Source organism: Butyrivibrio sp. YAB3001 (genome assembly GCF_900112195.1).
Classification (GTDB): domain Bacteria; phylum Bacillota; class Clostridia; order Lachnospirales; family Lachnospiraceae; genus Butyrivibrio.
In genome coordinates, this window is the sequence record NZ_FOKR01000002.1 from 14,624 (window position 1) to 31,020 (window position 16,397).

Below are 16,397 nucleotides of genomic sequence, written 5' to 3' on the forward strand. Positions count from 1 at the left end.
TCCCATGATGTATTGAAGGATTTCCTGGAGCGTGAAAGGAAGGCAGTTACCATGTATAGCTTATATGAATATAATCAGGCAGGGCATATGAAGGTGTTGAAAGAGGAAGCGTACTCTGATGGAGTTATTAATGAAAAACATCGAGTTATAGAATCTATGCTTCGGAAAGGAAGAACGCCGGAGGAGATAGAAGATCTTTGTGGATATTCTATAGATGAGGTTATTGATATTAAGAATAGCATAAAACAGGATTGATATCAGTATATTTTCTTATAGAAGAAAAACAGCATCGCTTATAGGCAGATGTTGTGATATTTGATATGTATTATGGCTGCCAAGTTAGAGCAAATTGGCAGCCATAAAATGTCTTACAGAACTGAATCTAATTTCTGAGCAAGCTTTTCGATTGGCATTACGCCCATTTCAGTGTCTACAACTTTACCGTTTTTGATGATAAGGAAGCTCGGGATAGACATGATGTTGTATTTAGCGGCAAGGTCTGCTTCTTCATCGGAATTAACCTTTCCAACCTTCACTTTTCCATCATAGATTTCTGCGAGTTTTTCAATTACGGGCATCATCATTTTGCATGGTCCGCACCAGTCTGCATAGAAATCAACAAGAACAGGAATGTCACTGTTCAATACCTCATTTTCGAAATTATCTTTTGTAAATCTATATTCCATAGTATTTGTCCTCCAATCTTAATTTGATTTGTTGAAAATATAATTGCACACAATATAAAATTTGTCAACAACTAAATTGTGTAAAATGCAAATTTTTGTATATCTGCGATTGGTTATAAATAAGAAAACCGCACCGGCATTGACCGGTGCGGCAGTTTATCTCTAAGTAATGTATTGAATAGCCTCTTTATTTTGAAGCATTTTCTCCGGCGATTCTACCGAATACTACGATATCAGCAATGGCGTTTCCACCAAGTCTGTTTCCGCCGTGGACGCCACCTGTTACTTCACCGCAAGCGAAAAGACCTGGGATAGGAGTACCATCTTTTGATATTACCTGAGCTTCGGTATTTATTTTTACGCCGCCCATACAGTGATGGATACCTGGGCCTACATTAACTGCATAATATGGTCCTTCGGAGAGATCAGTAAGAACACCGATATCTCTGCCAAATTCTTTATCTTCGCCGTTTGCTACGTAGGAAACCCAGTTTGCAACAGTTTCTTCAAATGCTGCTGTAGCTGCATCGTCAAAGTCCATAGCCTTTGCAAGGTCTTTGAGTGTATCTGCCTTAATAAGATAACCACCCTTATCAAGCTTTTGGATTACAGCAGAGTTTTCATGCATATATTCGTTTGCTATGAGCCATACATTTCCGCCGGTCTGAGCTATTTCAGCAGCAGAAACAGCATCTCTTGTGCTTGTTTCAGATGTGAATCTTTTACCTTCTCTGTTTACAAGAATTGCGCCATCGCCTCGAACTGCTTCGCCTACAAGGGTACCATCACTTGGTATTACAGTAGGATGGAGCTGAATCTGTTCCATATCTACAAAGTCGGCATTGACTTCTGTAAGGAAATCTATAGCATCACCGGTAGCAGTTGGGACGTTAGTTGAAATATAGCCTGCAAGATCAGGACGAAGTTCAACGACTTTATCCATGTTTCCGCCAAAACCGCCGGTAGCTACAACAACACCATTTGCATGAATTGTAATATTGTTACCGTCATCGCCAAGGGCAGTAACGCCTGTTGCCTTGCCATTTTCCATGATGATCTTATTAACTGTTGCGCCAAGGATGACTTCTATTCCAAGCTCATCAAGACGTCCTGATAATGCAGTAACCAGATAGTTACCAACTGATGTAACGTTACCTTCTGCATCGACAGGTCTGTGGGTTCTCTTATTGGTCTGTCCGCCGGATCTTCCTATAGGACCGTTTAAAGGAGCATTTTGTCTATCGAGCCAGTCGATTGCAGAAGCGGAGTTTTCTGCCAGAGTTCGAACAAGGTCTCTGTCATTTAATTCTTTTCCGCCTTTCATTGTATCTTCAACAAAAGAATCTACAGTATCTTCAATTCCCTGTTCAGCCTGATAATGTGTTTCTGCAGCATTCATGCCGGAACTTGCTATACTTGTATTTCCGCCAAGAATAAAGTTCTTTTCAAGCAAGATGACTTTTTTACCATTTTCAGCAGCAGTGATAGCTGCAGTCATTCCGGCACCGCCGCCGCCAACTACTACAACATCAGCTGTTTCTTCAACGTCTTCAGCCACAAAGTTTCCTTTATTAGAGCCGTCAGCAACAATTCCTGCCTGAGCAAGAGCCATGTCAACTGCTTCAAGAAAGCCTCTTGAAGTATAGGTTGCGCCGGAGATGGCATCTATCTTTGTATTCTGGGTTTTCAGGATTTTGGTCTTAAGAACTCGGATAGCCTGAATTCCGACAGATGGAGTTTCGTTCTCTGTCTGATAGGTAATGTCGGTGATAGTATCACCTTCGACATATACGGATACGGCAATATTTCCGCCAAAGCCCTTGGCATTACCTTCGTACATGTGTCCTTCGTGCTGAACAACATATGTGCTTCCCCAGATGCATAAAAGCACCAGTAAAACACACAGAACACAGGAAATTATTCTTTTCTTCAGATCATTCATGGATGGCTCCTTTCAACAAGATTGATAGAATATGAAATTGTAAAAAGAATTAATCCTAAAATATACTTTATGACGTTTATATTTTAACACAAAAATATCAATACTACATTTTTTGCCATATAATCTAATATTTTTTTAATAAATTAGTCCAAATGATGTTATAATCTATGTTGTTGCGGGCATGGAAGTAGTTGAGGCTGCCTGTGATGAGTGGCAGCATATGGAGGAGCTATGGAACTGATTGAGATTTGCAAAAGAGCTAAAGCAGTTAAGTACCGGATTCAGAAGTTAAGCACCAAAGATAAGAACAGAGCCTTGATAGCTGCTGCCGACAGTCTTATAGAGAGGTCGCAGGAAATAATTGCTGCTAATGACAAGGATTATGCTAATGGGCAGCAAAACGGAATGCATCAGGGGATGCTGGACAGACTCCGTCTTGATGAAAAGAGAATAAATGCCATGGCAGAAGGTCTCAGGCAGGTTGCAGAACTTGAGGACCCGATAGGACAGGAAATAGAACATTTTGAAAGGCCGAATGGTATTTTTATAAGAAAAGTCAGAGTTCCGTTTGGCGTTGTGGGAATTATCTATGAATCAAGGCCAAATGTTACTGCTGATGCGTTTGCACTTACTTTTAAATCAGGTAATGCAGTTATTCTAAAAGGTGGCAGTGATGCAATCTTTAGTAATATTTCAATCACAAATGTGCTACGTGATGCACTTTCTTCTCAGGGCATAGATCCTGATGCAGTTCAGCTTATTGAGGATACGGATAGAAGCGTAACTACGAAGTTTATGACCATGAAAGAGTACGTGGATGTGCTTATTCCAAGAGGAAGCGCAAGGCTTATTAGCGCTGTGGTTGAGAATTCTACAATTCCTGTTATTGAGACGGGAACAGGAAATTGTCATATCTATGTTGACAAGGATGCTGATCTTAACAAGGCTATTCCAATCATAATAAATGCCAAAACGCAGAGAATTGGTGTCTGCAATGCGGCTGAGTCGCTGGTTGTACATGAAGATATTAAAGAGAAATTTCTTCCTCTTTTTGCTGATGCTATGAGAAGTCATTCGGTCGAGGTTCGTGCCGATGAAGAAGCACGAGAGTTTATTCCGGATGCCAAGGCTGCAGAACCTGAGGATTTTGGAAAAGAATATCTTGATTACATAATCTCAGTTAAGACAGTAAAGAGTGTGGATGAGGCTATAGAGCATATCAATATATACAATACAGGTCACTCTGAGTCTATTATTACTGAGAATAAAGAGGCTGCGGACAAGTTCCTGGCAGGTGTTGACGCTGCATGTGTTTATGTAAACGCATCTACAAGGTTCACAGATGGCTTCGAATTTGGGTTTGGCGCGGAGATAGGTATCAGTACTCAGAAGCTTCACGCAAGAGGTCCGATGGGACTTAGAGAGCTTACTTCTTATAAATATGTCATTGAGGGCAACGGACAGATAAGAAGCTAAGCTATACAAATATAAAATAATACAAAGGTTTTTGGATACTACAATGATAACAGATGAGAAGGAACTTCTTTTGGCAAAAAAGAAGATAATAGAGGTATCAAGAGTTTTACAGGACGTGGGTCTTCTTGTCAGAACATGGGGGAATCTCAGCCAGAGAATTGATGAGAATTATTTTTTGATAACGCCAAGTGGCATTAAGTATGAAGACCTTACACCTGAAATGATAGTAAAGGTAAATATCAATGATCTGTCATATGAGGGTGATATTGTGCCTTCAAGTGAGAAGGCAGTTCACGCTGAGTGTTATAGGATTCGCAAAGATGCTGATTTTATAGTGCATACTCATCAGGTTTATGCTTCCTGTGCTGGAACTCTTGGACTTAAGAAAATTCATACATATTTTGATGATGAGGATATTGTCATTCCGGTGGCTGCTTATGCGCTTCCGGGAACAGCAAAGCTTGCTGAAAATGTAGGACTTGCACTTACCAAATTTCCGGATTCAAATGGAATAATCATGGCAAATCATGGAACTGTCTGCATGGGAGAAAGTGCCAAGGCGGCAGTTTTTGAAGCTGAGAAAATGGAAGTTGCGTGTCATAACTTCTTGGCCGATGTATGCAAAACAGATATGAATCATGGTGTTGAGGAAGGGTTCAGCAGCCATCTTGAAAACGGTGAGATTGTTTATGATATTCCCGATACTCCTGCCAGGGTAAAAGAAATACATAGAGAGATTTACAGAAGAAGACCTGATGTAAGATATATAATCCATAATAAATCTGAAGCGGTCATGACTGTTTCGAGGCGTGCAAGCCACATGAGACCACTGCTTGATGATTTTGCGCAGCTTATTGGATACAGTGTCAAGATTCCAAGCAATGAGCATGGCAAGGATGGCCTTAGTTTTCATAATATCAAGAAAAATGTTAATGCAGTATTTTCCTTAAATGACGGGGCATATTGTGTGGGGAGTACATATGATGATGCTATGGCTGTTGCCATAGTGCTTGATAAGGGATGTATTGCTTATATTTCTGTAATGCGAAATGGAGAAGGACATTATCTTTCACTTTGGGAGAGCATTAAAATGAACAGGCATTATAGGAAGTCCTATTCTAAGCTTGCAGATTTAAAAAGGTAGTTTGAAATGAAAAAAGTTTTGTTAGGTTTATTAGCTGTAATTGTTGCCCTACTGGTTATAATTCCGGTAGGGTTTTTGTTTAAAAATGCTAATCAGGATGATGAAGCTGATCAAAAAGCTGAGGCGCAGGAAAGCTCGATTTTTGAGACAGTATCAAGTCTTGATGCATTAAATATGGGAATCATCGATGGAGATGATCTGCGTGAGGAACACGGAATAACAGAAGAAACTTCATCTGCTGAAACTGCACAGAATGTTCAGATGGAAGATGTTTCTGTAAAGGTTGCGCTTAGGTCTATTCAAAATGATCTTAAGGTTAAGATAACAAACAGTAGTACTGAAAAGCTTATTGCGAGTGTGAATTTTGAAGTTACTATTACAGGTAATGGTAAAACAGTTAATTATAGCGACTTAGATATGGACGGAATTATATATATTCCCTACATAGAAGCCGGGGATTATACGGTTTTCTTATCTGATGTTTCTTCCGGAAACAAGAATTACCACTCGTTGTCTTCAGCTACAATTACAGTTTCTGATGCAATTGAATATGCCAAGGTTGATGTGACGGATGAAATCAAGGATGAATCGCAGATAAATGTAGCGCAGGAAGATACAAAGGTACAGGATGTTGATGAAACAACAGATATGTCAGCTATAACTGAAACGCCTTCAGAACCAGAAGAGAAAAAAGAAGAAATATTTGATGAGCTGACTGATGAGGATGAGCTTCTTCTTGCTGAGATAGAAGCTGAGTCTGCCGCAGAAGAAGCATCAAAAAAAGCAGCTACAGCAGGGGCAAGCACAGGCACTGTGACTGCGCCGACTCCAGCAGAAACTGTTTCAAATGCGCAATATGCTGAAGCTCATTCAGGACAAAAGGGAATCGATGTATCCAAACACAATGGAAATATTGACTGGGCAGCTGTTAAGAACTCAGGTATAAATTATGCGATTATCAGATGTGGATATAGAGGTTCAAGTTCAGGGGCACTTGTAATTGATCCACTGTATTATGCAAACATGAGTGGAGCGCAGAGTGCAGGAATCAGTACGGGAGTTTATTTCTTTTCACAGGCTGTAAACGAAGTGGAGGCTGTCGAAGAAGCATCTATGGTGCTTCAGCTTATTTCCGGCTACAGTCTTCAGATGCCGGTATATCTTGACGTTGAAAAGAGTAATGGACGCGGAGATGCTCTTAGTAAGGAAGAGCGAAGCAGTGTATGCAATGCATTTTTAACTACTATCAGAAATGCCGGATATACAGCAGGTATTTATTCAAATAAGCTTTGGTTTGAAGGGAAGATAAATACAGCAGCATTTACCGATTACAAGATCTGGCTTGCTCAATATCAGGATATTCCAACCTATACTGCTACAAGATATGATATGTGGCAGTACACTTCCAAGGGAAGCGTTGCAGGTATTAGCGGTCATGTTGATATGAATGTCTTGAAATAAAAAATGAAGATGACAGAGATGAACAACTCCCTATCAACTGCAATTATATGGCAATAAAAAGGACAGTTATAGATTTTTGAAATATCAATATCTATAACTGTCTTTTCTTATGATAAAAATATAACTAATGTGTTGTCTAAAACATATTTTGATCAATTTATTTGTAATTTCAATTTATGTTACGTCTTAAATTCTTTATAACGTCAGTGGATATTTAATTTATAAAATCAGTAATCTGCGGATTTAACTTCCATCCAGGCGTTGTTATATAATCTGTCTGTTTCAGTGCCAAGATATTTATAAGCTTCAGTATTCATGGTCGACAGATCAGGAAATGCAACTTTTGAATTTTTGATATCCTCATCTTCGATATTTTCTTTTGCTACATCATTTGGTGTTGAATAGGTGATATATTCAAAGTTTTTAAGAGCGATATCGCCTCGGCACATGAAATCAATCCACTTTTCAGCATTTTCAACATTTTTAGAGCCCTTTGTGATAGCCCAGGAATCAATCCAAACGTTGGTGCCTTCTTTGGGAACTATGTACTCAAGGTCAGGATTTTCTCTGGCTGTATAGATGGCTTCACCTGAATAAATGACGCCAAGAGCAGCTTCACCGCCAATCATTTTGTCTCTGACCTGGTCAACTACATAGGCCTGCACAAGAGGCTTTTGCTTTATTAGATCTTGTGTTGCAATCTCTATTTCATCAGGATTAGTAGAGTTTAATGAATAGCCATTTTTTAGTAGTGCAACCATCATTGAATCTCTGACAGAATCCTGCATGAGAATCTGATCTTTATATTTTTCATCCCAAAGGATATCCCAACTGTCTACAGGCTCATTTATCATGGTTTTGTTGTAAAGAATTCCTACAGTTCCCCAACAATAGGGTACTGAGTATTTATTACCTGGATCGAAATCACTTGCCTGAATGTAGTACTGTTCACCAATGTTTTTCGAATTTGGAATATGGCTCTTATCTAATTCCTGTAGCATATCATTTTCGATGAGCTTCTGAACCATATAGTCGGATGGGCACACTACATCATAGGCTGATGTATCCTGAGCGAGCTTGGCAAACATAATCTCATTTGTCTCGAACATATCGTAAATTACATCAATTCCGGTTTCTTCCTCAAATTGAGTGATCACATCTTCATCAATGTACTCGCCCCAGTTATAAACATAGAGCTTTCCGTTGCTGCTTTTATCTTCACTGCCACATGCGCAAAGAGAAGCAGCAATTATTGTACATGTCAGAATAGTAGACAATAATTTCTTTTTCATTTTATTCTCCATAGTTTTAATTGTCTTTTGCTTTGCTCATAGGAGCTCTGTAGGATATAAACAAAAGAGCAAGGACAACAATAAAAATAATCGCTGAAAGAGCGTAAATCTCAGGCTGAATGCCTCTTTTTACCTCATTGTATATGAGTGTTGAAAGTGTCTCAAATCCGGATCCTTTGGTGAAGTAAGTAATTATGAAATCATCAAGAGACATGGTAAAAGCCATAAGTGCTCCGGAAACAATGCCTGGCACAATGTCTGGCAAAATAGTCTTAAAAAATGCATAGGATCTTGATGCGCCTAGGTCAAGGGCTGCTTCGTAGACATAGAAGTTTATATTTTTGACACGAGGCATTACGCTTAACATTACAAACGGAATATTGAATGTAATATGCGCAAGGAGGATTGTGCCAAAACCACTTCCGATATGCAAAAACCTAAATAACAACATCAGAGAAATACCTGTTACAATATCCGCATTTATCATTGGGATATTTGTAATTCCCATGAGAATTGATCTGACCTTTGCAGAAAGACCGATCATTGCTATGCATGTAAAAGTTCCGATGATGGTTGCGAAGATTGTAGAGAGTATTGCTATTGCTAAAGTGTTGAAAAGAGCGCTTGCAACAGCTTCATCGGATAAAAGCTGGGTGTACCATTTTAAAGTAAATCCGCCCCATTTGGCACGGGATTTACTTGAGTTAAAAGAAAGGACTATAAGCGTAAAAATCGGCGCATACATGAAAATCAGGATTATAGCCAGGTAGATTCTTTCGAGGATTTTTTTCACTTGTTTACGCCTCCTTTATCTGCCAGATTTTCAATTATCATGTTTATAAAAATAAATATCATAAGAACGATTGAAAGACCGCTTCCCAGGTGCCAGTCATAGAGCTGGGTAAATTCCTGTTCGATAACATTTCCTATAAGAAGAATCTTTGAGCCACCGAGCATTGAGGATATTGCAAAGGTTGTAAGCGCAGGGATAAATACCATGGTAATGCCACTTAATATTCCTGGCATGGATAATGGGAGAGTGATTCGCCAAAAAGTCTGAAGAGAATCAGCTCCAAGGTCTCTTGCTGCGTTTATAACATTCTCATCAATTCTGTTTAATGAATTGTATATAGGCAGTATCATAAATGGAAGGAAGTTGTAGACCATGCCAAGTACAATGGCTCCCTGTGTATTTATGATACTTATGGTTGGCAGATGCATGAATTCAAAAATGGTGTTTATCACACCCTTTTTCTCAAGCAGAGTCATCCACGTAAGTGTTCGCAAAAGAAAATTCATCCACATGGGGAGAATAAAGAGTGTAACAATATATGCATTTTTCTTAAGCTTCATGGATGAAAGTATCATTCCAAGCGGATAGGATAAGATGAAGCATACAAACGTACTGATCAGAGCCAGGAAAACAGAACGTTTTAACGCTTTAAAAAATCCCGGCTTAAATATAGTAGCTATATTTTCTATTGTTAAGTTCCCATCAGCGGAAGTTATTCCATAATATATGACCATGCAAAGCGGAATTACAATAAATATTAATGCCCAGGCGATATATGGCGAGGCCATGAGTCCGGCGCTTTTATTTGATTTAAACAGTTTCACTTATTGCCTCCTCATCCATAGAAGCAGGTACGTTCATTATCTGGATGTTAAATGGATCGACCTTAATGCCTACTTTGCTTCCGACAGGTGACAGTTTGGTGGAGTGAACAAGCCATTCGTAGCCGTTTGCCTGTACATCCATTTCATAATGAACACCTTTAAATGTAAGGTCTGTTACAATGCCCTTAATAGTGCCATTTTCTGGAGCGACAAGCTCAACATCTTCTGGTCTTATTACTACGTCTACCGGTTTGTTTTCGCCAAATCCCTTATCAACGCAGGCAAATTTTGCACCCAGTATTTCAACAAGTTCATCGCGTATCATTGTTGAACGGATGATGTTACTATCTCCAATAAAATCGGCAACAAAGGCATTTTCAGGCTCGTTATATATTTTCTCGGGAGAACCTTCCTGCTGAATATAGCCCTGGTTCATAACAACTATGTGGTCAGACATGGTAAGTGCTTCTTCCTGATCGTGGGTTACAAAAATGAAGGTGATTCCAAGTTCTTCTTTAAGTCTTTTAAGCTCATACTGCATATCTTGGCGCATTTTGAGGTCAAGGGCGCCAAGGGGCTCATCCAGCAAAAGAACTTTAGGTTCATTTACAATCGCTCTTGCAATGGCGATTCTCTGCTGCTGACCGCCTGAGAGTGAATCGGGCATACGATTCTCAAAACCTTCAAGATTTACAAGTTTTAATGCATATTTTACTTTGTCCTTAATATAACTTGCGGATTTATTCTTGATTTTAAGTCCAAAAGCAATATTTTCCGCAATTGTCATATGGGTGAAAAGTGCATATTTTTGGAAAACGGTGTTAAGTTGTCTTTTATTTGGAGAAAGTTTAGTTATATCCTGGCCGTGAAAGATGACTCTTCCCTGATCGGGCATCTCAAAGCCGCCAATTATTCTAAGTGTTGTAGTCTTGCCACAGCCACTTGGACCAAGCAGCGTAACAAAAGAATTCTCATATATAGAAAGGTTCAGATCATCCAGTATAAGTTGTCCATCATAGGATTTAGAAATGTGTTCAAGAGTGATCAAGTCTTTTCCCATGTCAATCCTCCCAAAAATTTTATAAATTTTTTACAATCTATTTTATTTTAATTGAGATATATGTAGTGTCAATTACTTTTTTCATACATTTTGAAGTTTTATTTGCTAAACTATTGTGATAAAATGGGAATCATAAGGTTACTTCAAGGAGGCAATGCACTAATGGCTGAAAAAGATAAATATGTAGCTTATGTATCCAGCTACACTTCCGGATTGGGTACTAAGTATGGAATCAGAATTTATGATGTAGATCTTGAAAACGGCAGACTTACTGAGAAACAGAAGGTTGAGATCACAAACTCTTCTTATATTGGTATTTCTCATAATAAAAAGACACTGTATTCTATTACTGATGCAGGTGTGGAAGCTTATCATATTCTTCCTGACGGAAGTCTTGAGTTTTTGAATGAAGCTTCTATTAATGGTATGCGTGGATGTTATCTTAACATGGATCAGAAGGATAACTACCTTTTGACAGCAGGCTATCATGATGGAAAGGTTACTATTCTTAAACTCGATGAGGATGGTAGCATCGGCGAGATTTGCGATGAGAGATTTCATAAGGGACTTGGTACAGCAGCCGGCCGAAATCATGTGCCTCATGTTCAGTGTATCAAGGTTTCTAAGGATAATAAATATCTTCTTGCTGCAGATCTTGGTATGGACAGAGTTAATGTTTATGCTCTTGATCATGCGACAGGCAAAATCAAGGAATGCGATGTCATTCATTGTGATCAGGAATCATCACCAAGACATATGCAGTTCTCTAAGGACGGAAGATTCCTCTATGTTTGTCTTGAACAGAAGTGCGGCATAGATGTTTATGCTTACACTGAGGAAAATGGTGACCCTGAGTTCAACAAGATCCAGTCAGTTTCTAATTCTGAAGAATCTGATACTCTTGGTGTGGCAAGCAGTGCACTTACTTTCTCTGAGGATTACAATTATCTTGTCAGCTCAACTGCAGGTGAGAACAATGTTCTTGTATATAAGGTTGATAAGGAGACCGGACTTTTGACAAGAAAGATCTGCCTTCCTGTTGCAGGTGAATATCCTAAGGATGCAGCTCTTTTCCCTGATAATAAGCATTTGGTATCCCTTAACCATGAGTCAGACACAATGACATTCTTCAATGTGGATATGGACAAGGGAACAATGGTAATGAATGGGCCTGAGATGCCTATTTCAAGACCTAACTGTATTGTATTTCATAAACTTGAGGGTTAATACCCTCAAGTTTTTTGATGGAATAGAAAATACCTATTCCATCAAAAAGCGCTCCGCTATGGATGCGCACTCGTGCGATTGTAATATGTTGCATGAATGCAAAACTCTGTTTTGATAAACAAAACGGCAAGCGAATAAGAAAAGAGGTAATATGGCAGGATCGATTTTTGGTAAAAATATTAGGGTTTCAACTTTTGGTGAATCCCATGGCAAGGCTCTTGGAGCTGTTATAGACGGATTCCCTGCGGGAATGGAACTTTACGAAGCAGATATTCAAAAGTACCTTGACAGAAGAAAGCCTGGAACCTCCAAGGCAACTACTGCGAGGAAGGAAAATGACGAAGTAGAGATATTATCAGGGGTTTTTGAGGGACGAACTACCGGAACACCGATAGCATTATTGGTCAGAAATACGGATCAGAAGTCATCTGATTATAGTGATATTGCAAGTTACTACAGACCCGGACATGCAGATTTTTGTTTTGATCAAAAATATGGATTTAGGGATTACAGAGGCGGTGGAAGGTCTTCCGGACGCGAGACCATTGGCAGAGTAGGAACCGGCGCTATTTGCGCAAAGCTGCTTGGCCAGATGGGAATTGAAGTGATGGCATATACCAGGTCGATTGGTGATGTGGAGATTGATTATTCCAAGTTTGACCAAAGTGCTATTTTAAATACTCCCACCTGCATGCCTGATGTAGAAGCTGATAAAAAGGCGATGGAACTAATTCTTGACGCAAGAGAAAAATGCGATTCACTTGGTGGAGTAATTGAATGTAGAATTCATGGAGTACCTGCCGGAATAGGTGAACCGGTATTTGACAAGCTTGATGCTGAACTTTCCAAGGCAATCATGAGTATTGGCGCTGTGAAGGCTGTTGAGATCGGTGATGGTACTAAGGCTGCATACGCTTATGGCTCTGAAAATAATGACCAGTTTGAGATGGTCGATGGCAAAGTGGCAAAGAAAACAAATCATTCCGGCGGAATTCTTGGTGGTATGTCAGATGGAAGTGATATTATTATCAGAGCATATGTTAAACCAACACCAAGTATCAGCCAGAGTCAGAATACAGTTAATAAAAGCGGCGATAATATAGAAATAAATATTAAGGGGCGGCATGACCCTGTGGTTGTTCCACGAGCTGTTGTTGTGGTGGAGGCTATGTGCGCGATTACCATTCTTGACCTTATGCTCTCCAATATGCATTCAAGAGTTGACGATATTATGGAATTTTATAAATAATTTATATTTAGCTTTAAGTTACGTATCTTATACGTGATTTAAAGCTTTTTATTTTGGTAAGAATTCATTGATATAGGCTAATGAGGGATATGTTTTTAACAATAATATTGCGTACTACATATACGATATAACATATCGATATGGCATACATATGCGTATAAAACGAACACTGCAAGAAATAAAAGGTGAATTTTTTGTGAAAACGTTATATAATTTATTTTGTAATTTTATTTTATCGCAATGATGCAGAATTTGAGGGGATTTTCTGTAATGAATGCTGGCAATTTGCAAAAGAAGATAACCTATAAAGAAAAAATTATTTCAAGGGTTGAAAAATTTAATAGAAAGCATAAGAAACTAACTTTTCTGGGAATTGCTTATGCTGTAACAGCTATTGTTACTTATAACTTTTTATTCTACTTTTATAGGAATACTAAGAGATTCACAGCACTTGCGTGCCTGATATTATTTTTTGTTTTCAGTAGTAGTTTTTCTTTTCCATCGTCTTCATTAAATATCAGTTTTGCTTCTGATATAAGTGTTGAGACTACTAACAGTGTTAGTTCTGATGAAATATCAAATGCTGAGGTTGCGCAGTCAGATGCGGAGTTTGCAGACCAAAAAGATGTGGACATGAAAGTTTTGGAAGAAGCTTCGGAGAGTACAAATCCGGATGTTTCAGAAGCTGATCATATGAACCCTGAAAAACAGGTTTCTCTGGATGATATCCTTGAATCAGAAAGTATTGCAGAGGTTTCTGAGGATGATACAAAGGCTCAGGATGATGATCTACTTACAAAAAGTGATGATGTTATTTTTAGCAGCGATGACTGGAAGATAATCCTGGTTAACAAGCAGCATCCTTTTCCTGATAACTATCAGTTCCCACTTGGTACTATCAGTGGAACAATGCGCTGTGACGAGAGAATAATACAGCCTCTTTTAGAGATGATGAAAGCGGCAGCTTCTGACAATGTATCACTTATCATATGCTCACCATACAGGGATAGAAATCGTCAGACAATGCTGTTTAACAACAAGATTGACAGATATATGGAGGCAGGAATGTCTTACATGGATTCTTATAATCTTGCATCGCAGGCGGTTACCGTTCCAGGGTCATCAGAGCACCAGATAGGACTTGCGATTGATATTATTACAGATGGGTATTCCAGTCTTGATGAGGGCTTTGCCAATACTGCTGCCGGAAAATGGCTTTCTGCCAATAGCTATAAATATGGTTTTATTCTCAGATATCCAGCTGGGAAAGAGGAAATAACCAGTATTGAATACGAACCGTGGCATTTTAGATATGTAGGTGTTGACGCTGCTACGATTATGGCTCAAAATAATATTTGCCTGGAAGAATTCTGGAGCATTTATGTTGAGTAAAAAAGGATCGTATTTATGTACAAAATTTTGAAAAAGGATGGGAGTGCTAAGAGAGCAGAATTTAGCACTGTTCATGGAACTATTCAGACACCTGTATTTATGAATGTGGCAACTGTTGCTGCTATTAAAGGCGGTGTTTCTACAGAGGATCTTGAAGGTATTGACACACAGGTTGTTTTGTCAAATACCTATCATTTGCATTTAAGACCGGGAGACGATGTTGTCTATCGGATGGGTGGATTGCATAAATTTATGTCTTGCAATAAGCCTATTTTGACGGACTCAGGCGGTTTTCAGGTCTTTTCTCTTGCAAAGACACGAAGGATAAAAGAAGAAGGAGTTTATTTCCATTCACATATTGACGGACACAAGCTGTTTATGGGACCTGAGGAAAGTATGCGGATTCAGTCTCATTTGGGCTCAACTATTGCCATGGCTTTTGATGAATGTCCATCTGCAAAGGCTGAGCATGAATATGTTCAGATGTCTGTGGATAGAACTACCAGATGGCTTAAGAGATGCCAGGATGAAATGAGAAGACTAAACGGCCTGGAGTATACAGTTAATCCAAATCAGCTTCTCTTTGGAATCAATCAGGGAGCAATCTTTGATGATATCAGAATTGAACATGCAAAGGTTATCAGCGACATGAACCTTGATGGTTATGCTGTTGGAGGCCTTGCTGTGGGCGAGACACATGAGGAGATGTATCACGTACTGGAGACAGTTGTGCCGTATCTTCCTGAAGATAAACCAACATACCTAATGGGAGTCGGGACACCTGCAAACATTCTTGAAGCGGTTGAAAGAGGTGTTGACTTCTTTGATTGCGTATATCCAAGCAGAAATGGAAGACATGGACACCTTTATACAAGCAAAGGCCATATAAATCTTCTTAATGCCAGATATGAGCTTGATGATACACCAATCGACAGTGGTTGTAATTGTCCTGCCTGCAGAAGATATACCAAGGCTTATATTAGACATCTCTTAAAGTCCGGTGAAATGCTGGGAATGAGACTTTGCGTTCTTCACAATCTGTATTTTTATAATCATCTCATGGAAGAAATCAGGGATGCCATTGAAAAGGGCGAGTACGCATCTTACAAAAAGAAAAAGCTAGAGGGCTTTATGGAGTATGACAGCGCAGAAATCAAGGATTCCTACAATATCGCCCGCAATTGGAGGAAAGGGTAATTTGATGTATTCTCAAATGTGATTTCAGAAACACGCATTTGCTGCGTGTTTCGTGCAACCATGAATGGATAAGCAAATAGGCCCTCGACGCAGTCGATTTTTATATGGCCTATTTGCATATATAAAAATCCAAGATTGTATACTTGAATTTAATCGGGGATTTTAGTAATATTGTTTGGTATACTTTATTTAAATAGTTTTTTGGAGGATGTTATGGGTTTATTTTTGACTACAGATGCTGCTGGCGCTGCAGCCTCAGCTAACACTTTAGTAATCATTGCAATTTATGTGGTTCTTTTTGGTTTCCTTTATTTTGTGATGATCAGACCACAGAGAAAAGAGCAGAAGCAGAAAGCTCAGACACTTGCTTCACTGGCAGTAGGAGATAGCGTTAGAACAACAGGCGGTTTTGTTGGTGTAATTCTTGACATTACTGATGACATGGTAATTGTTGAGTTTGGTAACAATAAGAACTGCCGTATCCCTATGTACAAAGAGGCTATTGTTGAAGTTGAAAAGCCTGAGGATGCAGTTGCATCAAACACTGAAACTTCTGATTCTAAAAAGAAGTGATATTGTATTGCAATTAAAAGCCTGGTTGGTGTGTCCAATCGGGCTTTTTTACGAAAGAGTCATGTGTTGTACTAAATGCAA

The 16,397-nt window shown here is 39.0% G+C and carries 14 protein-coding genes and 1 pseudogene; 9 read left to right on the forward strand and 6 right to left on the reverse strand.

Features of this window, described 5'->3' with window-relative positions; genetic code table 11:
• Positions 1-255: pseudogene (locus tag BM086_RS20685) on the forward strand (hypothetical protein); the annotation flags it as partial.
• A gap of 113 nt (positions 256-368) precedes the next feature.
• Here BM086_RS20685 and trxA read toward each other — a convergent pair.
• Both trxA and BM086_RS00065 read right to left on the reverse strand, forming a co-directional pair.
• Entirely contained in the window at positions 369-686 is a 318-nt protein-coding gene (gene trxA / locus BM086_RS00060) for a thioredoxin (protein WP_092321593.1), read from the reverse strand.
• A 187-nt stretch (positions 687-873) separates the two neighbouring features.
• On the reverse strand, positions 874-2,628 hold the full coding sequence (locus tag BM086_RS00065; RefSeq protein WP_092321596.1) for a flavocytochrome c: 1,755 nt from the start codon (positions 2,626-2,628) through the stop codon (positions 874-876).
• 231 nt (positions 2,629-2,859) lie between these two features.
• On the opposite strand from BM086_RS00065, the gene BM086_RS00070 reads away from it, so the two are divergent.
• The 3 genes from BM086_RS00070 to BM086_RS00080 are packed head-to-tail and all read left to right on the forward strand — an operon-like array spanning position 2,860 to position 6,709.
• Positions 2,860-4,104 (forward strand): glutamate-5-semialdehyde dehydrogenase, encoded by a 1,245-nt coding sequence (locus BM086_RS00070; protein ID WP_092321599.1) that lies wholly within the window; start codon positions 2,860-2,862, stop codon positions 4,102-4,104.
• A 43-nt stretch (positions 4,105-4,147) separates the two neighbouring features.
• Positions 4,148-5,248, forward strand: a complete 1,101-nt coding sequence (locus BM086_RS00075; protein ID WP_092321602.1) for a class II aldolase/adducin family protein — start codon at positions 4,148-4,150, stop codon at positions 5,246-5,248.
• A 6-nt stretch (positions 5,249-5,254) separates the two neighbouring features.
• Entirely contained in the window at positions 5,255-6,709 is a 1,455-nt protein-coding gene (locus BM086_RS00080; protein WP_092321605.1) for a glycoside hydrolase family 25 protein, read from the forward strand.
• A gap of 227 nt (positions 6,710-6,936) precedes the next feature.
• Here the strand turns inward: BM086_RS00080 and BM086_RS20690 are convergent, their stop codons facing one another.
• Genes BM086_RS20690 through BM086_RS00095 form a run of 4 tightly spaced genes read right to left on the reverse strand, consistent with a single transcriptional unit; the run spans position 6,937 to position 10,678 of the window.
• Positions 6,937-8,001: an ABC transporter substrate-binding protein gene (locus BM086_RS20690; RefSeq protein ID WP_175560035.1), complete on the reverse strand. Its 1,065-nt coding sequence runs from the start codon at positions 7,999-8,001 to the stop codon at positions 6,937-6,939.
• A gap of 16 nt (positions 8,002-8,017) precedes the next feature.
• Positions 8,018-8,794, reverse strand: a complete 777-nt coding sequence (locus BM086_RS20695) for an ABC transporter permease (RefSeq protein WP_242952097.1) — start codon at positions 8,792-8,794, stop codon at positions 8,018-8,020.
• Positions 8,791-9,582 carry an ABC transporter permease gene (locus BM086_RS00090; RefSeq protein WP_092323441.1) on the reverse strand — a complete coding sequence of 264 codons (792 nt, stop codon included), beginning with the start codon at positions 9,580-9,582 and terminating at the stop codon, positions 8,791-8,793. Before BM086_RS00090 ends, BM086_RS20695 begins: the two co-directional genes overlap by 4 nt.
• 22 nt (positions 9,583-9,604) lie before the next feature.
• Positions 9,605-10,678: an ABC transporter ATP-binding protein gene (locus BM086_RS00095; protein ID WP_092321607.1), complete on the reverse strand. Its 1,074-nt coding sequence runs from the start codon at positions 10,676-10,678 to the stop codon at positions 9,605-9,607.
• A gap of 162 nt (positions 10,679-10,840) precedes the next feature.
• Between BM086_RS00095 and BM086_RS00100 the strand changes: the two genes are divergently transcribed.
• The 5 genes from BM086_RS00100 to yajC all read left to right on the forward strand — a co-directional run bounded on the left by BM086_RS00100 (position 10,841) and on the right by yajC (position 16,316).
• Complete coding sequence (locus tag BM086_RS00100; RefSeq protein WP_092321610.1) at positions 10,841-11,905, forward strand: lactonase family protein; 1,065 nt, start codon at positions 10,841-10,843, stop codon at positions 11,903-11,905.
• A 151-nt stretch (positions 11,906-12,056) separates the two neighbouring features.
• Positions 12,057-13,154: a chorismate synthase gene (aroC, locus tag BM086_RS00105; RefSeq protein WP_092321612.1), complete on the forward strand. Its 1,098-nt coding sequence runs from the start codon at positions 12,057-12,059 to the stop codon at positions 13,152-13,154.
• A 270-nt stretch (positions 13,155-13,424) separates the two neighbouring features.
• Positions 13,425-14,546 carry a M15 family metallopeptidase gene (locus tag BM086_RS00110; protein ID WP_175560036.1) on the forward strand — a complete coding sequence of 374 codons (1,122 nt, stop codon included), beginning with the start codon at positions 13,425-13,427 and terminating at the stop codon, positions 14,544-14,546.
• Between the two features lie 15 nt (positions 14,547-14,561).
• Positions 14,562-15,743 (forward strand): tRNA guanosine(34) transglycosylase Tgt, encoded by a 1,182-nt coding sequence (gene tgt, locus BM086_RS00115; RefSeq protein ID WP_092321618.1) that lies wholly within the window; start codon positions 14,562-14,564, stop codon positions 15,741-15,743.
• A 213-nt stretch (positions 15,744-15,956) separates the two neighbouring features.
• On the forward strand, positions 15,957-16,316 hold the full coding sequence (yajC, locus tag BM086_RS00120) for a preprotein translocase subunit YajC (protein WP_092321621.1): 360 nt from the start codon (positions 15,957-15,959) through the stop codon (positions 16,314-16,316).
• Positions 16,317-16,397 lie beyond the last annotated feature (81 nt).